Below are 14,566 nucleotides of genomic sequence, written 5' to 3'. Positions count from 1 at the left end.
TCTCGCGGGCCGCGGCCGGGGGTCAGGCGAAGCTGAAGACCACCTCGACCTCGACCGGGCTGTCCAGCGGCAGCACCGGGACCCCGACCGCCGAACGGGCGTGGCGGCCCGCGTCGCCGAAGATCTCGCCGAGCACCTCGCTCGCGCCGTTGATGACGCCAGGCTGCCCGGTGAACTCCGGGACGGATGCCACGAACCCGACGACCTTCACGACCCCGGTGAGCCGGTCCACTCCCCCGACGGCGGCCGCGGCGGCGGCGATCGCGTTGAGCGCCGACTGGCGGGCGTAGTCCTTCGCGTCGGCCCCGGGAACGAGGCCGTGGCCCTCGCCGACCTTGCCCGTCGCGGGAAGCGCGCCCGAGACCATGGGAAGCTGGCCCGCCGTGTAGACGAGATCGCCGTGCGCCTTGGCCGGCACGTAGGCGGCGACCGGGGGCACGACCTCCGGCAGGTCGATGCCGAGCTCGGCCAGCCGGGCCGAGACGGTTCCGCCGCTCATGCCTCGAACTGCTTCGCAGCGACGGCGGCGGCATCCAGACCCGCGTTGGCGTTTCCGCCGCCGACGGGGCGCTTGAAGTACGCGACCAGGCCGCCCTCCGGGCCCTGCACCACCTGCACGAGCTCCCACCCCTGCTTGCCCCAGTTGTTGAGGATCGCGGCGGTGTTGTGGATCAGGAGAGGGGTGGTGAGGTACTCCCACGTGGTCATCTGCGGCTCCTGCCGGGGTCGAGGTGCATGAACGAGGAAAGCCCTGATGACGCGCTGATCGGATGCCGCGGCAGGGCGTTCCGTCAAGGGATCTGCCAGGTAGTTCCCTTACGATCAACCCTATGCCTGATACGAAACGGACGGCTAGCGGTGTGCTCGGCGGTCTCGCCGGCCTCGTCGGCCTGAGCGCTGTCGCCGGTGTCCTCGTGACCGCGACCGTGACTCCCGCCATCGCCCTGTCCGGGGCTGCGGCTTCCAGCGCGATCACCATGTTCGACAACCTGCCGAGCGTGCTCGAGATCGAGAAGCTCATGCTTCCCTCGAGCCTGATCTACATCGACCCGAACTCGGGTCAGGAGGTCGAGTGGACGCAGTTCTACGACCAGAACCGGTCGCCCGTCCAGTTCGACCAGATCGCGCCGGTGATGTACGACGCGGTCCTGTCCAGTGAGGACAAGAACTTCTACAAGCACGGCGGCATCGACCTCGTCGGCACCGTGAGCGCCGTCGTCGACAACGTCCGCGGACGCGACACGCGCGGTGGCTCCTCGATCAGCCAGCAGTACGTCAAGAACATCCTCGTCCAGCGCTGCGAGAGCAACGCCAAGTCGGACGAGGAGCTGCAGAAGTGCTACACCGACGCCACGACGGCCACCGGTGACAAGGGCCTGCAGCGAAAGCTCCAGGAGATGCGCTACGCGATCGCGCTCGAGCAGAAGTACTCGAAGAACGACATCCTGCTCGGCTACCTCAACATCGCCGGCTTCGGCGGCACGAACTACGGCGTCGACGCGGCATCCCGCTACTACTTCGGCGTCGCTGCGAAGGACCTCTCGCTCAGCCAGGCGGCGACGCTGGCAGGCATGGTCCAGAACCCGAACGCGTACCGCATCGACATGCCGAACGGCTCGATCACCGACCAGGCCGGCAACCTCGTCAACAGCGCGGCCGACGGGTACGCCCGGACGAAGGACCGTCAGGTGTATGTGCTGGACCGCATGCTCGCCGACGGCAAGATCACGCAGGAGCAGCACGACGCGGCGGTCGCCGAGCCCATCACCCCGAACATCGTGCCGCCGTCGAAGGGATGCGCCTCGACGGGGAAGGCCGCGTACTTCTGCCAGTACGTCGTCTCGATCGTCAAGAACGACCCCGCCTTCGGCGCGACGCAGGAGGACCGCACCCGGGCTCTCCGCCAGGGGGGACTGAAGATCTACACGACGATGGACCCGCGCGTGCAGCAGGTCAACGAGGCCGCCATCAGCGACAACAGCCCGACGTCGATGGAGGGCATGATGTTCGGCTCCACCTCGGTGAGCCTCGAGGCATCCACGGGACGCATCCTCGGCATCGCGCAGAACACCAACTTCAGCGAGGACGCGAGTCTCGCCAGCGACCCGAACTTCTCATCGCTGGTGTATGCCGGTGACAGCACATATGGCGGATCCATCGGCTTCCCGGCCGGTTCGACCTTCAAGCTCTTCACGCTCCTCGACTGGATCGAGAAAGGCAAGTCCCTCAATGAGACGCTCAACGGCGTCAACCGCGTCTTCCCGAAGATGACCAACTCCTGCTACGGCAACTGGGTGAACTTCGAGAAGGCCAAGATCGGGAACTACAACAACGTCGGCGGCTACGTCGGCACTCCCATGCGGTTCACCAAGGACTCGCTCAACTCGGGCTTCCTCGCGATGGCCGAGAAGCTCGACCTCTGCGACATCGCGAAGGTCACGGAGAGGCTCGGCGTTCAGACCTACAGCTTCGACGAGAAGAAGATGGTCCCCATCAAGATGACCGTCGCCTCCGAGGTCATCGGCTCCGACAACGTCTCCCCGCTCGCGATGGCCTCGGCGTACGCGACGGTGGCGAACAACGGCATCCGCTGCGAGCCGAAGGCGATCGACAAGGTCGTCGACCCGGATGGCCGCGAGTTCGCCCCGCAGAAGTCCTGCACTCAGGTGCTCGACCCGACCATCGCCGCCACGGCCGCCTACGCGCTGCAGGGCGTCATGGCCCGCGGCGGCACCGGCGCCGACGGAAACCCGTTCGACGGCACGCCCATGCTCGGCAAGACCGGTACCCACGAGGCCTGGCAGACGTGGCTCGTCGAGTCGAGCTCGAAGGTCACCACGGCCGTCTGGGTCGGCAACTCGCAGGGCGAGGCACCGCTGGCGAAGCGCTGGTACAACGGCAAGTCCCTCAACAACCTCCGCTACGGGATCAACAAGCAGATCATGCGGACGGTGAACGAGATCTACGGCGGCGACGAGTTCCCGCGCCCGAAGCAGGACCTCATCCGACAGGTGCTCTACGACCTGCCGAACGTCGTGGGTCTGTCCATCGACGAGGCGACGGCGAAGATCCAGGCCGGCGGCTTCGATGTGACCGTCGGGGATCCGATCGACTCCTCGCAGCCCGAGGGAACCGTCGCCGCGCAGAATCCGGCCGCGGGACGGGTCGCGGGCGGCTCCACCGTCACGATCTATCCGAGCAACGGCGCCGGCGTCACCGTCCCGTCCGACGTCGCCGGCAGATCGGTCAGCGAGGCGATCAGCTACCTGAGGTCGCTCGGCTTCGGCAACGTGCAACCGGGTGCCTGTGCGGAGGAGAAGGGCGTCAAGGGCAACGGAATCGCGACCGGGACGAACCCGCCGGCCAGCTCCGCCGTGAACCGGAACTCGCCGATCGTCGTCGACTACAAGAGCGAGAACTGCAGCCGGTGACCACCGGCGGTGGTCCACGCGCCGCCCTCACCGCGCTCGGCGCGGTGGGGGCGCTCGCCGTCGGCTCGGCGGTCTGGGGCATCGGCATCGAGCGCTACCTGTTCACCCTCCGGCGCCATGAGCTCCACGTCCTGCCCGCCGGCTCCTCCCCGCTCCGTCTCCTGCACCTGTCCGACGCCCATATGGCGCCGTGGCAGCGCCGCAAGCAGCGATGGATCGCCGGCCTCGCCGAACTCGCGCCCGACCTCATCGTCAACACGGGCGACAACCTCGGCCACGAAGACGGCCTGCGCGGCCTGCGCCGCGCGTTCGCGCCGTTCCGCGGCATCCCGGGCGTCTACGTACACGGATCCAACGACCACACCGCGCCGTCGCCGCGCAATCCCGTCAAGTACTTCACCGGGCCGTCGAAGCACAGGCCGACCGCCGAGCCGCTCGACACGCAGGCGCTCGATTCGTACCTGACCGACGACCTCGGCTGGACCGAGCTGAACAACGCGGCGACGTCGCTGGATGTCGCGGGGGTCCGGATCGACGCGTTCGGTGTGAGCGACGCGCACCGTCACTGGGATCGCCTCGACGCCCTGCCCGACCAGATCGAGGAGGTGCGCGACGCGCGGTCGCACGAGCCGGACTTCACGATCGGCGTCACGCACGCGCCCTACCGCCGCGTGCTCGATTCGTTCACGGCGCTCGGCGCCGACATGATCTTCGGCGGCCACACCCACGGCGGTCAGCTGCGCATCCCGGGCGTCGGCCCGCTCGTGGCGAACTGCGACATCCCGCTCCGCCAGGCGCGCGGCCTCAGCGAGTGGTCGCGCGGCGGCCGGACGATCCCGCTGAACGTCAGCGCCGGCCTCGGGCACTCGATCTACGCTCCCGTGCGCTTCGCGTGCTTTCCCGAGGCATCCCTCCTCACCCTTCTCCCCGAGACGTGACCGCCCGCTCTCGGCCCGCCTGCGGCGGCGCCCGGTTCGGAGGACCGCCGCGCATCAGGTAGGCTAGGAGGGTTGCCACGGGGTGTGGCGCAGCTTGGTAGCGCGCTTCGTTCGGGACGAAGAGGCCGCAGGTTCAAATCCTGTCACCCCGACCGCAGAGAGGCTCCACCACTTGTGGTGGAGCCTCTCGCTGTAAAAGCCGAAGAAGAGACTGGAGAACGAATGCCGCACCCCCGCCTCGTCGCGTTCGACCTCGACGACACCCTCGCGCCGTCCAAGAGCGTCATCGATCCCCGCATCGGCGAACTGCTCCTCGCCCTCGCCGAGCGTGTCGAGGTCGCGATCATCTCCGGCGGGCAGCTCGCCCAGTTCACCGCACAGGTCGTCGACAGGCTGCCGGATGCCTCGCCCGAAACGCTCGCCCACCTCCACCTGCTGCCCACCTGCGGCACGCAGTACTACCGTCTGACGCCCCAGGGCGTCGTCACGGTGTACGCGCACTCCCTCACCGACGACGAGAAGTCCCGCGCCCTCGCCGCTGTCGAGGAGGAGGCGCGACGGCTCGGCTTCTGGGAGTCCGACACCTGGGGCGACATCCTCGAGGACCGCGGATCGCAGATCACCTTCTCGGCGCTGGGGCAGCGCGCTCCGCTCGACGCCAAGAAGGCATGGGATCCGACGGGCGAGAAGAAGAACACCCTGCGGGCGGCGATCGCGGAGCGCATCCCCGATCTCGAGGTGCGCTCCGGCGGGTCGACGAGCGTCGACATCACGCACCGCGGCATCGACAAGGCCTACGGCATGCGCCAGCTCGCCGAGCAGACCGGCATCCCCCTCGACGACATGCTCTTCGTCGGCGACCGCCTCGACCCGGACGGCAACGACTACCCCGTCCTGGCGATGGGCGTCGAGTGCCAGGCCGTCGACGGCTGGGAAGACACGGCCGACTTCCTCGACGCGCTCATCCCGACCCTCCCGCATCGGGCACACGAAGCCGCCTGACCGCCGCTCCCCCGTCGGCGGGACGCTCGGCCGGTCGCCCGGGCCGCCTCCGGACCGCGAAACCGCACATCGCTGCGCCGACTCGCACATCGAGCCTGGTCGAATCCGCGGTCTCGAGCATGAGTGCGCGTGCTCGGCGCAGAACGCGCAGCAGCGGGCGTGCGAGGGCGCTCGGGCCGGCGAGGGTCCTCGGCGCACAGCGCGGCACGCGCAGGGCGCTCAGGCCCGCACGCGCGGCGCGCCGCCCGCGGTCGCCTCGGCCGGGGCGCCGGCCAGCGGCAGAAGGCGCGTGAGTTGCGTGACGTGCTTCGGCGCGAGCTCTTCGAGAGACGCGACGCCCAAGAGCTTCATCGTGCGCTCGATCTCACCCCGGAGGATCTCGATCGTGCGATCCACGCCGGCGCGACCGCCCGCCATGAGGCCGTAGAGGTACGCGCGGCCGATCAGCGTGAACTTCGCGCCGAGCGCGATGGATGCCACGATGTCGGCGCCGTTCATGATGCCGGTGTCCACCATGATCGTGGCGTCCTTCCCGACCTCGCGCACGACGTTCGGCAGGAGGTGGAACGGGATCGGGGCGCGGTCGAGCTGCCGTCCGCCGTGATTGGAGAGGACGATGCCGTCGACGCCCAGATCGACCAGCCGCTGGGAGTCCTCGACGTTCTGCACGCCCTTGACGACGATCTTCCCCGGCCAGATCTCGCGGATCACGGCGAGGTCGTCGTAGCTGATCGTGGGGTCCATCGCGGCATCCAGCAGCTCCCCGACGGTACCGCCGGTGGACGAGAGCGACGCGAACTCGAGCTTCGGTGTCGTGAGGAAGTCGAACCACCACCATGGCCGCGGGATCGCGTTGACGATCGTGCCGAGCGTCAGCTGCGGCGGGATCGAGAAGCCGTTGCGCTTGTCACGCAGGCGAGCCCCGGCGACGGGCGTGTCGACGGTGAACATGATCGTGTCGAAGCCGGCCGCGGCGGCCCGGCGGGCGAGTCCGTACGAGATGTCGCGGTCCCGCATGACGTAGAGCTGGAACCAGTTGCGTCCCGTGGGGTTGGCCGCCCGGACGTCCTCGATCGAGGTCGTGCCGAGCGTCGAGAGCGTGAAGGGGATGCCGGCGGCGCCGGCGGCAGAGGCGCCGGCGATCTCGCCCTCGGTCTGCATGAGGCGCGTGAACCCGGTGGGCGCGATGCCGAAGGGAAGGGCCGAGGGGCCGCCGAGGATCGTGGTCGACGTGTCGACGCTCTCGGCGGGCTGGAGGATGCTCGGGTGGAACTCGACATCCTCGAAGGCCTGGCGGGCCCGCGCAAGCGAGAGCTCGCCCTCGGCGGCCCCGTCGGTGTAGTCGAAGGCCGCCTTGGGGGTGCGGCGCTTGGCGATGAGGCGCAGATCGGCGATCGTCAGGGCGCCGGCCAATCGGCGCCGCTTGCCGTTGAGGTCGGGCGCCTTGAACTTCAGAAGCTCGAAGAGCTCGGACGGAACGGGCAGCTGTCGCTGAACCATGGGAGTCCTTCCGTCAGCTGCGGGTCAGACCCGCGGCCGCGTAGTAGCCGGTGATGTGGTCGTGGACGAGCGAGCGGGCGAGATCGGACTCGCCCGCATCGACCGCCTGAAGGATCGCGCGATGCTCCCGCCGGAGTCCGTCGGCCGCGGCATCCCAGTCCTCGATGCGCTTCGCACCGGCCTGGACGTACGTCTCGATCGCGGTGCGCAGCCCGGCCATCGACGCCGCGACGACCGCGTTGCCCGAGGCCTCCGCGAGGCCCAGGTGGAACTGCGCGTCAAGCGCCAGGAACTCCTGGGCTGTCAGCGTGGAGTCATCCATCGCCGCGAGGGTCGTGCGCACATCGAAGAGGTCATGCGACCCGTCGGTGGCGAGAGTGGCGACGACCCACTGCTCGAGGAGGAGACGCGTCGCGACGACATCGGAGAGCGGGAACGCCTGGGCAGCGACCTGCAGCCGCAGGAGCGCGGCGAGACCGCCTCGAGGCGTCGCGATGATGATCGCGCCCGATGTCGGACCCGAACCCGTCCCCGTGCGGATGAGGCCCATGACCTCGAGCACGCGCAGAGCCTCGCGGACACTCGATCGGCCGACGCCGAGCGTCGCGGCGAGCTCGCGCTCCGGCGGCAGCCGGTCGCCCGGCGCGAGGCGTCCGTCCAGCAGATCGCTCTCGATCTTCTCGAGCACGACACGCCACGCCCGCGCGGGCGGGATGTCGGTGTGTGCCTCCACGGATGCTCCTCGTCGATGTGGTCCGACCACACTACACCCGCGGTCAGTCCTCGTGAAGGAGACGCGGGAGTCCACCCACCGCGGGATCGGGCCGGGTCGTAGTCTGATCGCCATGGACCCGCTCGCCCTTGTCCTGGCCGTCGCCGCCGTCGCGTGCGCCTTCTCCTGGATCGCATCGCTGGTCACGCACGACACGTCGTGGGTCGACCGGATGTGGTCGATCGTCCCGGTCGTCTACGTGTGGATCTTCGCCGCTTCGGCGGTCCTCGACGGCGACGACCCCGTCCGGCTTCTCGTGATGGCGGTGCTCGTGACGGCGTGGGGCGTGCGGCTCACGTTCAACTTCGCTCGGAAGGGCGGGTACACGGGCATGGAGGACTACCGCTGGGCGATCCTGCGCGCCCGCATGAAGAGCTGGCAGTTCCAGCTCTTCAACCTGTTCTTCATCGTGCTCTACCAGAACGCGCTCCTCGTGCTCATCACCCTTCCCGCATACGTGGCCTGGCAGGCTCCGTCGTCCTTCACGGGAGGGGATGCCGCGTTCTCGGCGCTCTTCGTCGCCTTCCTCATCGGCGAGACGGTGGCGGATCAGCAGCAGTGGGACTTCCACCGCGCGAAGCGGGCCGCGGGCGGGCACCTCGAGCCCGGCTTCGTCACGACCGGACTCTTCCGCTGGAGCCGCCACCCCAACTTCTTCTTCGAACAGGCGCAGTGGTGGGTGTTCTACGCGCTCGGCGCGACGGCTGCCGTGGCATCCGGACTCGGCTTCTGGGGCGGCGCACTCAACTGGACGATCCTCGGAGCGGCGCTCCTCTCCGTGCTCTTCGTCGGCTCGACGATCTTCACCGAGTCGATCTCGGCGTCGAAGTACCCCGCCTATGCCGAGTATCGCCGCACGACCTCGATGCTCATCCCGCTGCCGCCCCGACGACGACGCGCCGCCGAGGCGAGGGCATAGCGCGTCTCAGCCGAGACGGCCTCCGGACTCGCGGAGGTAATCCTCCGCGCACAGCGCCTCGTACGTGACGCGCTCGGTCGACAGCTCGTCGATCGCGACCTGGTCGCCCTCGAACACGAAACGGCCCCCGACCAGCCGCGCGTTGAAGAGCGCCTTGCGCCCGCACCGGCAGATCGTCTTCAGCTCCTCGAGGCTGTGAGCGAGTTCCATAAGTCGGCGCGAGCCGGGGAAGGCACGGGTCTGGAAATCGGTGCGGATGCCGTATGCCAGCGCGGGAATGCCGTCGAGGACGACGATGCGCAGAAGATCGTCGACCTGTTCGCGCGTGAGGAACTGCGCCTCGTCGACGAGGAGGCACGCGACGTCGACCGGATGGTCGTTCGTCTCCGGCACCAGGGTGGCGGCCGCCTCGCGGATGAGACGCTTCCGGTGCTCGGCGAAGACCGCGCGCAGGTCGTCGTCGGGGGCGACGAGGAAGTCCACCGCGCGGGTCACCCCGAGGCGGCTCGAGATCTCGTCGGCGCCCTTCGTGTCGATGGCGGGCTTCGCCAGGAGGACGTGCTGGCCCCGCTCCTCGTAGTTGTACGCGGCCTGCAGCAGAGCCGTCGACTTGCCGGAGTTCATCGCTCCGTAGCGGAAGTAGAGCTTGGCCACCCAGCGAGTCTAGAGGCGGGCCGGAAAGCGGCCGGTCAGGGCCGCTCCCACGACTCGATGCCACCGTCCACGACGGTGAAGGACGGTGCCGCGAGCGCGACCTCCGGAAGGCGCGCGAGCCACGCGGCATCCCGTTCCGAAACCTTCGCGCGCAGATGTGCGAGCTCGTACGCGAGCTGGCCGTGCGTCACGGGGATGCCGGGAGGCACGGCGTGCGTGCGCAGCACGCGGGTGAGGTCGAACCGGTATCCGCGTACCGTCGCCTCCAGCGCCAGCTCGCCGAGGTAGTGCCCGATCGCATCGAGCGGGTCCGATGCGGTGCGGAACCGCTCGAGCTGAGGATGCCGCGTGTACCCCTTCGTCCCGCCCGCGAGAACCCTCTGCGCGAGAAGCCCCTCGCGCCAGCATGCGACCAGACCCACGCGGTCGAGGATCGACGGGTGCAGCGACCACAGCCTCATCGCGCGAGCGTCAGGCCGTGAGCGCGAGCGCCTCCGCGGTCTCGGTGAGCGTCTCCTCGGCCGCCTCGGGGCGCGGATTGAGGGTCTGGCCGTAGCTCGGGATGAGTTCCCGGAGGGCCGGCTCCCACTCCCCGATCCGGTCGGGGAAGCAGGTCTTCAAGAGCCCGAGCATGATCGAGACGGCCGTCGAGGCACCCGGCGACGCGCCGAGCAGACCCGCGATCGTTCCGTCCTGCGACGTCACCACCTCCGTGCCGAACTGCAGCACGCCGCCCTTCTTCGGGTCCTTCTTCATCACCTGCGCGCGCTGGCCGGCCTGCAGCAACTCCCAGTCCTCGTCCTTCGCGCTCGGCATGAAAACGCGGAGGCTGTCGACCTTCTTGGCGTGGTTCTTCAGGAGCTCGCCGACGAGATACTTGATGAGGCCCGGGTTGTCCCAGGCCACCTTGAGCATCGGCCCGATGTTGCCCGGCCGCACCTGGCCGACGATGTCGAACCACGAGCCGTTCTTGAGGAACTTGGGGCTGAAGGTCGCGAACGGACCGAACAGCAGGGATGCCTCACCGTCGACGACGCGCGTGTCGAGGTGGGGAACCGACATCGGCGGAGCACCGACCGAGGCCTGCGAGTAGACCTTCGCCTTGTGCTGCGACACGAGGGCGGGGTTCGTCGTCTTCAGCCACTGGCCGCCGATCGGGAAGACGCCGTATCCGGAGATCTCCGGGATGCCCGAGCGCTGCAGGAGCTTGAGCGCCCACCCTCCCGCGCCCACGAAGACGAAGCGCGCGTTGGTGTAGCCGGGTGTGCGGCCGATCGTGTCCCGCCACTTCAGCGTCCACGTGCCGTCGCGCAGCTTCTTGATCTTGCGCACTTCGCGGTTCGTGATGACCTGAGCGCCGCGTTCCTTCAGCCCGTCGAAGAGCTGGTGGGTGAGTGCGCCGAAGTCCACGTCGGTGCCGGCAGGAACGCGGGTCGCAGCGAACGGCTCGCCCTTCGGCCGCTTCTGCATGAGCAGCGGAGCCCACTGATTGATGACGCGGGAGTCCTCGCTGTACTCGATCCCCTCGAACAGCGGCTCCTGCTTGAGCACCTCGTAGCGCTTGCGGAGGTACGCGACATCCTTCTCGCCGCGCACGAAGGTCATGTGCGGAGCGGAGTTGATGAAGGTCTTCGGCTCGTCGAGGACGCCCTTCTCGACCAGCGACGCCCAGAACTGACGGCTCTGCTGGAACTGCTCGTTGATCGAGATCGCCTTGGCCGGGTCGAGCTTCCCGTCGGGCCCCTCCGGCATGTAGTTGAGCTCGCACAGGGCGGCGTGGCCTGTGCCGGCATTGTTCCATGCGTTGGAGCTCTCGAGCGCGACGTCACTCAGCCGTTCGTAGACGACGATCTTCCAGTCGGGCTGCAATTCGGAGAGGAGGGTACCCAGGGTGGCGCTCATGATGCCGCCACCGATGAGCACGACGTCTACGGTCTCGGTCACCCGTCAATTCTAGGCGCCGCGGCGGGACGCTCATGCCGGGATGGATGCCTCGGCACGGCAAACTCCGCGGTTCTTGCCGGAGCGGAAAGTCGCTGTCAGGCGCTGACGGAGGCGGTGCGCTCGGCCGCGACGAGCTCCGCGATCTGCACGGCGTTGAGCGCGGCGCCCTTGCGGAGGTTGTCGTTGGAGATGAAGAGCACGAGTCCCCTGCCTTCCGGGGCGGACTGGTCCGCGCGGATGCGACCGACGTAGCTCGGGTCGCTTCCCGCCGCCTGCAGCGGGGTCGGGACCTCCTCCAGCCGCACGCCGGGGGCGCCGGCCAGCAGCTCGCGCGCGTGCTCGGGCGTGATCTCGCGCGCGAACTCGGCATTGATGCTCAGCGAGTGGCCGGTGAAGACCGGCACGCGCACGCACGTGCCGGCGACGCGGAGGTCGGGCAGCTCCAGGATCTTGCGGCTCTCGTTACGGAGCTTCTTCTCCTCGTCGGTCTCGTTCAGCCCGTCGTCGACGAGGTTGCCCGCGAAGGGGATGACGTCGAAAGCGATCGGCGCGATGTACTTCTCGGGCTCGGGGAAGTCCACCGCCGAGCCGTCGTGCACGAGACGGAGCGTGTCGCCCTGCGCGAGCACGCCCTCTACCTGTCCGAGGAGCTCCTGAGCGCCGGCGAGTCCCGACCCCGACACCGCCTGGTACGTCGACACGATGAGGCGCTCGAGACCGGCCGCCTGGTCGAGCACCTTCAGCACGGGCATGGCGGCCATCGTGGTGCAGTTGGGGTTCGCGATGATCCCCTTGTGCGCCGCGGCGATCGCGTGCGGGTTGACCTCGCTCACGATGAGCGGCACCTCGGGGTCCATGCGCCAGGCGCTGGAATTGTCGATGACGAGGGCGCCTGCCTCGGCGAAGCGGGGCGCGTGCGCGCGGCTGCCCGTCGCGCCGGCGGAGAAGAGGGCGATATCGACTCCGGCGGGGTCGGCGGTCGCGATGTCCTCCACGATGACAGCCTTCCCACGGAAGACGACGTCGCTTCCGGCCGAGCGCGCGGTCGCGAAGGCGCGCAGCTCGCGCACCGGGAAGTCGCGCTGCTCGAGGATCTCGAGCATGACGGCGCCGACCTGTCCCGTGGCGCCGACGACGGCGACGGAGAGTCCGGAATCTGAGATGCGGGTCATGACGAACGTCCTCGAGGTAGGGCGGGTGTGAACGCCGATTCTACCGGCGCCGGCTGCGCGGCCCGACCGCATGACGGTGGGCGAGACGGTCGCCCACCGTGCGATTCACGCCAGATCCGGGCGGTTCCATCTTCCGGGCTCGTCGAAGGCGCCGTAGGCCAACTCCACCCCGTCCGGTCCGATCGTCGCCGTGCAGACCAGGAGCGACAGGGTGGGATAGCCGTGCGGTCGGTTGTCGCGGATGATCGCCTCGTCGTCGGTGGGCGGCAGATCCGCGGATGCCTCGAGCAGCGCGAGCCACGGAGCGAACCAGTCCCCCGGCGGCGTTCCAGCCGGCTCGTCGAGGTCGGCGACGGCCGGAGCCGAGGCATCCGTGGCCGGAGCGGTGTGAGCCTCGGTGAAGGGCGCGAGCCATCGGGCGATGCGAGGCGTCGCCGCGTCGTCGACATCGTCGTGCGCGATCATGTGGGTGCCCGGTCCGAGCTGGACCGCCCGCCGGTCCGTGCCGTCCCACGTCGTGACCGACACCCGCGTGCCGGCGACCTCGACGAGGTTGAACCCGTGCGTCGGGGGATGCTCGCCGGGGGAACGGCCGGCGACCGACTCGAGGACGAGTCCCCCGCGCGATCGCACGGCATCGTCGGGGATCGTCTCGACGTCGGCGCGGTTCAGGAGCACCGCGAGCCGGCCCTCGTCGGGGTCGGCGGCGAGCCACGCGCCGCCTGCCCGGACGTCGCGCACGCCCACGACGCCCGGGTACGTCTCGGGCCACCAGGGGCCGATCGCGTCCCACGGGCGGGCGGGGTCCTCGTCGCGCACCGCCAGCAGTCGCAGGGGCTCGCCGACGCTCGCGGGCACGTGGACGATCACGGTGCACATCGGCTGCCGTCGCTTTCTCCGCGGTCCTCGCTCGCGCCGCACCGGCGACCCGGGCCGGGACGCGCGTCGGCGCAGCATGGGAGGATCGGGGAATGTTCATCGTAGTCGGGGTGACGGGTGGCATCGCCGCCTACAAGACGGTGCAGCTGGTGCGGTTCCTCGTGACGGACGGACACGATGTGCACGTCATCCCCACCGCCGATGCCGTGCGGTTCGTCGGCATCACGACCTGGGAGGCGATCAGCCGGAACCCCGTCACGACGTCGGTGCACGAGGACGTGGCCGAAGTCCGGCACGTCGCTCTCGGCCGGCGGGCCGATCTGGTGATCGTCGCGCCGGCGACGGCGCACACCCTGGCCTCGATGGCGGCCGGGCTCGCCGGCGACCTTCTCGGCACGACGCTGCTGGCGACCTCGGCGCCGGTGGTCGTCGCCCCCGCGATGCACACGGAGATGTGGCAGCACCCGGCGACGACCGCGAACGTGGAGACGCTGCGGCGCCGTGGCGTGCACATCGTCGGCCCGGCGGACGGGCCGCTCACGGGCGGTGACAGCGGGCCGGGACGGATGACGGAGCCCGAGCAGATCGCGGCCGCCGCCCTCGCCGTGGTCTCGGCCGGCGGAGATCTGGCAGGCGTGCGGGTCGCGGTATCGACGGGCGGCACCCGCGAGCCCATCGACCCGGTCCGCTACATCGGCAACCGGTCGAGCGGGAGGCAGGGCGCCGAGATGGCCCTGGCCGCGGCGGACCGCGGAGCATCCGTGCGCCTGATCGCCGCGCATGTCGACGAGGGGGCGTTGGGCGCGGCATCCGTCCATCCCCGGATCGAGATCACCCGCGTCGGCACCGCGAGCGAGCTGGCGGCCGCGATGCGAGAGGCCGCCGCGGACGCCGACGCGGTCGTCATGGTGGCCGCGGTCGCCGACTATCGCGTCGCCGAGGTCGCCGACCGCAAGCTCAGCAAGGAGGACGGGCCGCTGCAGACGCTCGCACTCGTGCAGAACGACGACATCCTGGCCGGCCTCGTCGCCGGCCGCTCGCCGGGGCAGACCGTGGTCGGGTTCGCGGCGGAGACGCCGGCCGACGACGCGGATCTGCTGGAGCGCGGGCGCCGCAAGCGCCGTCGCAAGGGCGTCGACCTGCTCGTCGTGAACGAGGTGGGCTGGAGTGCGGGCTTCGAGTCGACCGACAACCGCATCATCGTGGTCGGGGATGACGACCAGGTCGTGGCCGAGGCATCCGGCACCAAGCGCGAGGTCGCGGACGCGGTCTGGGATGCCGTCCTCGCCGTGCGGGGCGCGCCGGACTGATCAAGCGGGGCGCGGGGAGAAAGGGGCCGCGGGGTCGGGCGCGCG

The 14,566-nt window shown here is 69.6% G+C and carries 14 protein-coding genes and 1 tRNA gene; 6 read left to right on the top strand and 9 right to left on the bottom strand.

Annotated elements, in window-relative coordinates; translation table 11 throughout:
• Positions 1 to 22 precede the first annotated feature (22 nt).
• Positions 23 to 499, bottom strand: a complete 477-nt coding sequence (locus tag EV279_RS07995; RefSeq protein ID WP_133542394.1) for a RidA family protein — start codon at positions 497 to 499, stop codon at positions 23 to 25.
• Positions 496 to 708: a hypothetical protein gene (locus tag EV279_RS07990; RefSeq protein WP_133542392.1), complete on the bottom strand. Its 213-nt coding sequence runs from the start codon at positions 706 to 708 to the stop codon at positions 496 to 498. Before EV279_RS07990 ends, EV279_RS07995 begins: the two co-directional genes overlap by 4 nt.
• 122 nt (positions 709 to 830) lie before the next feature.
• Here EV279_RS07990 and EV279_RS07985 point away from each other — a divergent pair, with 122 nt between their 5' ends.
• The 4 genes from EV279_RS07985 to EV279_RS07970 all read left to right on the top strand — a co-directional run bounded on the left by EV279_RS07985 (position 831) and on the right by EV279_RS07970 (position 5,371).
• Positions 831 to 3,431 carry a transglycosylase domain-containing protein gene (locus tag EV279_RS07985; RefSeq protein WP_133542390.1) on the top strand — a complete coding sequence of 867 codons (2,601 nt, stop codon included), beginning with the start codon at positions 831 to 833 and terminating at the stop codon, positions 3,429 to 3,431.
• On the top strand, positions 3,428 to 4,369 hold the full coding sequence (locus EV279_RS07980) for a metallophosphoesterase (protein ID WP_133542388.1): 942 nt from the start codon (positions 3,428 to 3,430) through the stop codon (positions 4,367 to 4,369). The genes EV279_RS07985 and EV279_RS07980 overlap by 4 nt, the downstream gene beginning before the upstream one ends.
• A gap of 78 nt (positions 4,370 to 4,447) precedes the next feature.
• Positions 4,448 to 4,521: transfer RNA gene (locus EV279_RS07975), tRNA-Pro, on the top strand.
• A gap of 70 nt (positions 4,522 to 4,591) precedes the next feature.
• Positions 4,592 to 5,371 carry an HAD-IIB family hydrolase gene (locus tag EV279_RS07970; RefSeq protein WP_133542386.1) on the top strand — a complete coding sequence of 260 codons (780 nt, stop codon included), beginning with the start codon at positions 4,592 to 4,594 and terminating at the stop codon, positions 5,369 to 5,371.
• Between the two features lie 219 nt (positions 5,372 to 5,590).
• Here the strand turns inward: EV279_RS07970 and EV279_RS07965 are convergent, their stop codons facing one another.
• A complete protein-coding gene (locus EV279_RS07965) occupies positions 5,591 to 6,871 on the bottom strand; it encodes an alpha-hydroxy acid oxidase (protein WP_133542384.1) in 1,281 nt (426 codons plus the stop codon).
• Positions 6,872 to 6,884: 13 nt separating this feature from the next.
• The gene (locus tag EV279_RS07960; protein WP_243728484.1) at positions 6,885 to 7,604 is read right to left on the bottom strand and encodes a GntR family transcriptional regulator; all 720 of its coding nucleotides are present in this window, start codon (positions 7,602 to 7,604) and stop codon (positions 6,885 to 6,887) included.
• Positions 7,605 to 7,716: 112 nt separating this feature from the next.
• Between EV279_RS07960 and EV279_RS07955 the strand changes: the two genes are divergently transcribed.
• Positions 7,717 to 8,562 (top strand): DUF1295 domain-containing protein, encoded by an 846-nt coding sequence (locus EV279_RS07955; RefSeq protein ID WP_133542380.1) that lies wholly within the window; start codon positions 7,717 to 7,719, stop codon positions 8,560 to 8,562.
• 6 nt (positions 8,563 to 8,568) lie between these two features.
• Here EV279_RS07955 and EV279_RS07950 read toward each other — a convergent pair whose 3' ends face one another.
• The 5 genes from EV279_RS07950 to EV279_RS07930 form a co-directional block, all read right to left on the bottom strand.
• The gene (locus EV279_RS07950) at positions 8,569 to 9,216 is read right to left on the bottom strand and encodes a thymidine kinase (protein WP_133542378.1); all 648 of its coding nucleotides are present in this window, start codon (positions 9,214 to 9,216) and stop codon (positions 8,569 to 8,571) included.
• A 35-nt stretch (positions 9,217 to 9,251) separates the two neighbouring features.
• On the bottom strand, positions 9,252 to 9,677 hold the full coding sequence (locus EV279_RS07945) for a pyrimidine dimer DNA glycosylase/endonuclease V (protein WP_133542376.1): 426 nt from the start codon (positions 9,675 to 9,677) through the stop codon (positions 9,252 to 9,254).
• A 10-nt stretch (positions 9,678 to 9,687) separates the two neighbouring features.
• Positions 9,688 to 11,160, bottom strand: coding sequence for a malate:quinone oxidoreductase (locus EV279_RS07940; protein ID WP_133542374.1), 1,473 nt, complete (start codon positions 11,158 to 11,160; stop codon positions 9,688 to 9,690).
• Positions 11,161 to 11,255: 95 nt separating this feature from the next.
• Entirely contained in the window at positions 11,256 to 12,332 is a 1,077-nt protein-coding gene (locus EV279_RS07935) for an aspartate-semialdehyde dehydrogenase (protein ID WP_133542372.1), read from the bottom strand.
• A 105-nt stretch (positions 12,333 to 12,437) separates the two neighbouring features.
• Positions 12,438 to 13,211: an NRDE family protein gene (locus tag EV279_RS07930; RefSeq protein ID WP_133542370.1), complete on the bottom strand. Its 774-nt coding sequence runs from the start codon at positions 13,209 to 13,211 to the stop codon at positions 12,438 to 12,440.
• Between the two features lie 92 nt (positions 13,212 to 13,303).
• On the opposite strand from EV279_RS07930, the gene coaBC reads away from it, so the two are divergent.
• Complete coding sequence (gene coaBC / locus EV279_RS07925) at positions 13,304 to 14,521, top strand: bifunctional phosphopantothenoylcysteine decarboxylase/phosphopantothenate--cysteine ligase CoaBC (RefSeq protein WP_133542368.1); 1,218 nt, start codon at positions 13,304 to 13,306, stop codon at positions 14,519 to 14,521.
• Positions 14,522 to 14,566: the final 45 nt, after the last annotated feature.

The organism is Microbacterium sp. BK668, from assembly GCF_004362195.1.
GTDB lineage: Bacteria > Actinomycetota > Actinomycetes > Actinomycetales > Microbacteriaceae > Microbacterium.
The sequence above is the reverse complement of the archived record's forward strand: the minus strand, read 5'-3'. Positions and strand labels throughout refer to the sequence as shown.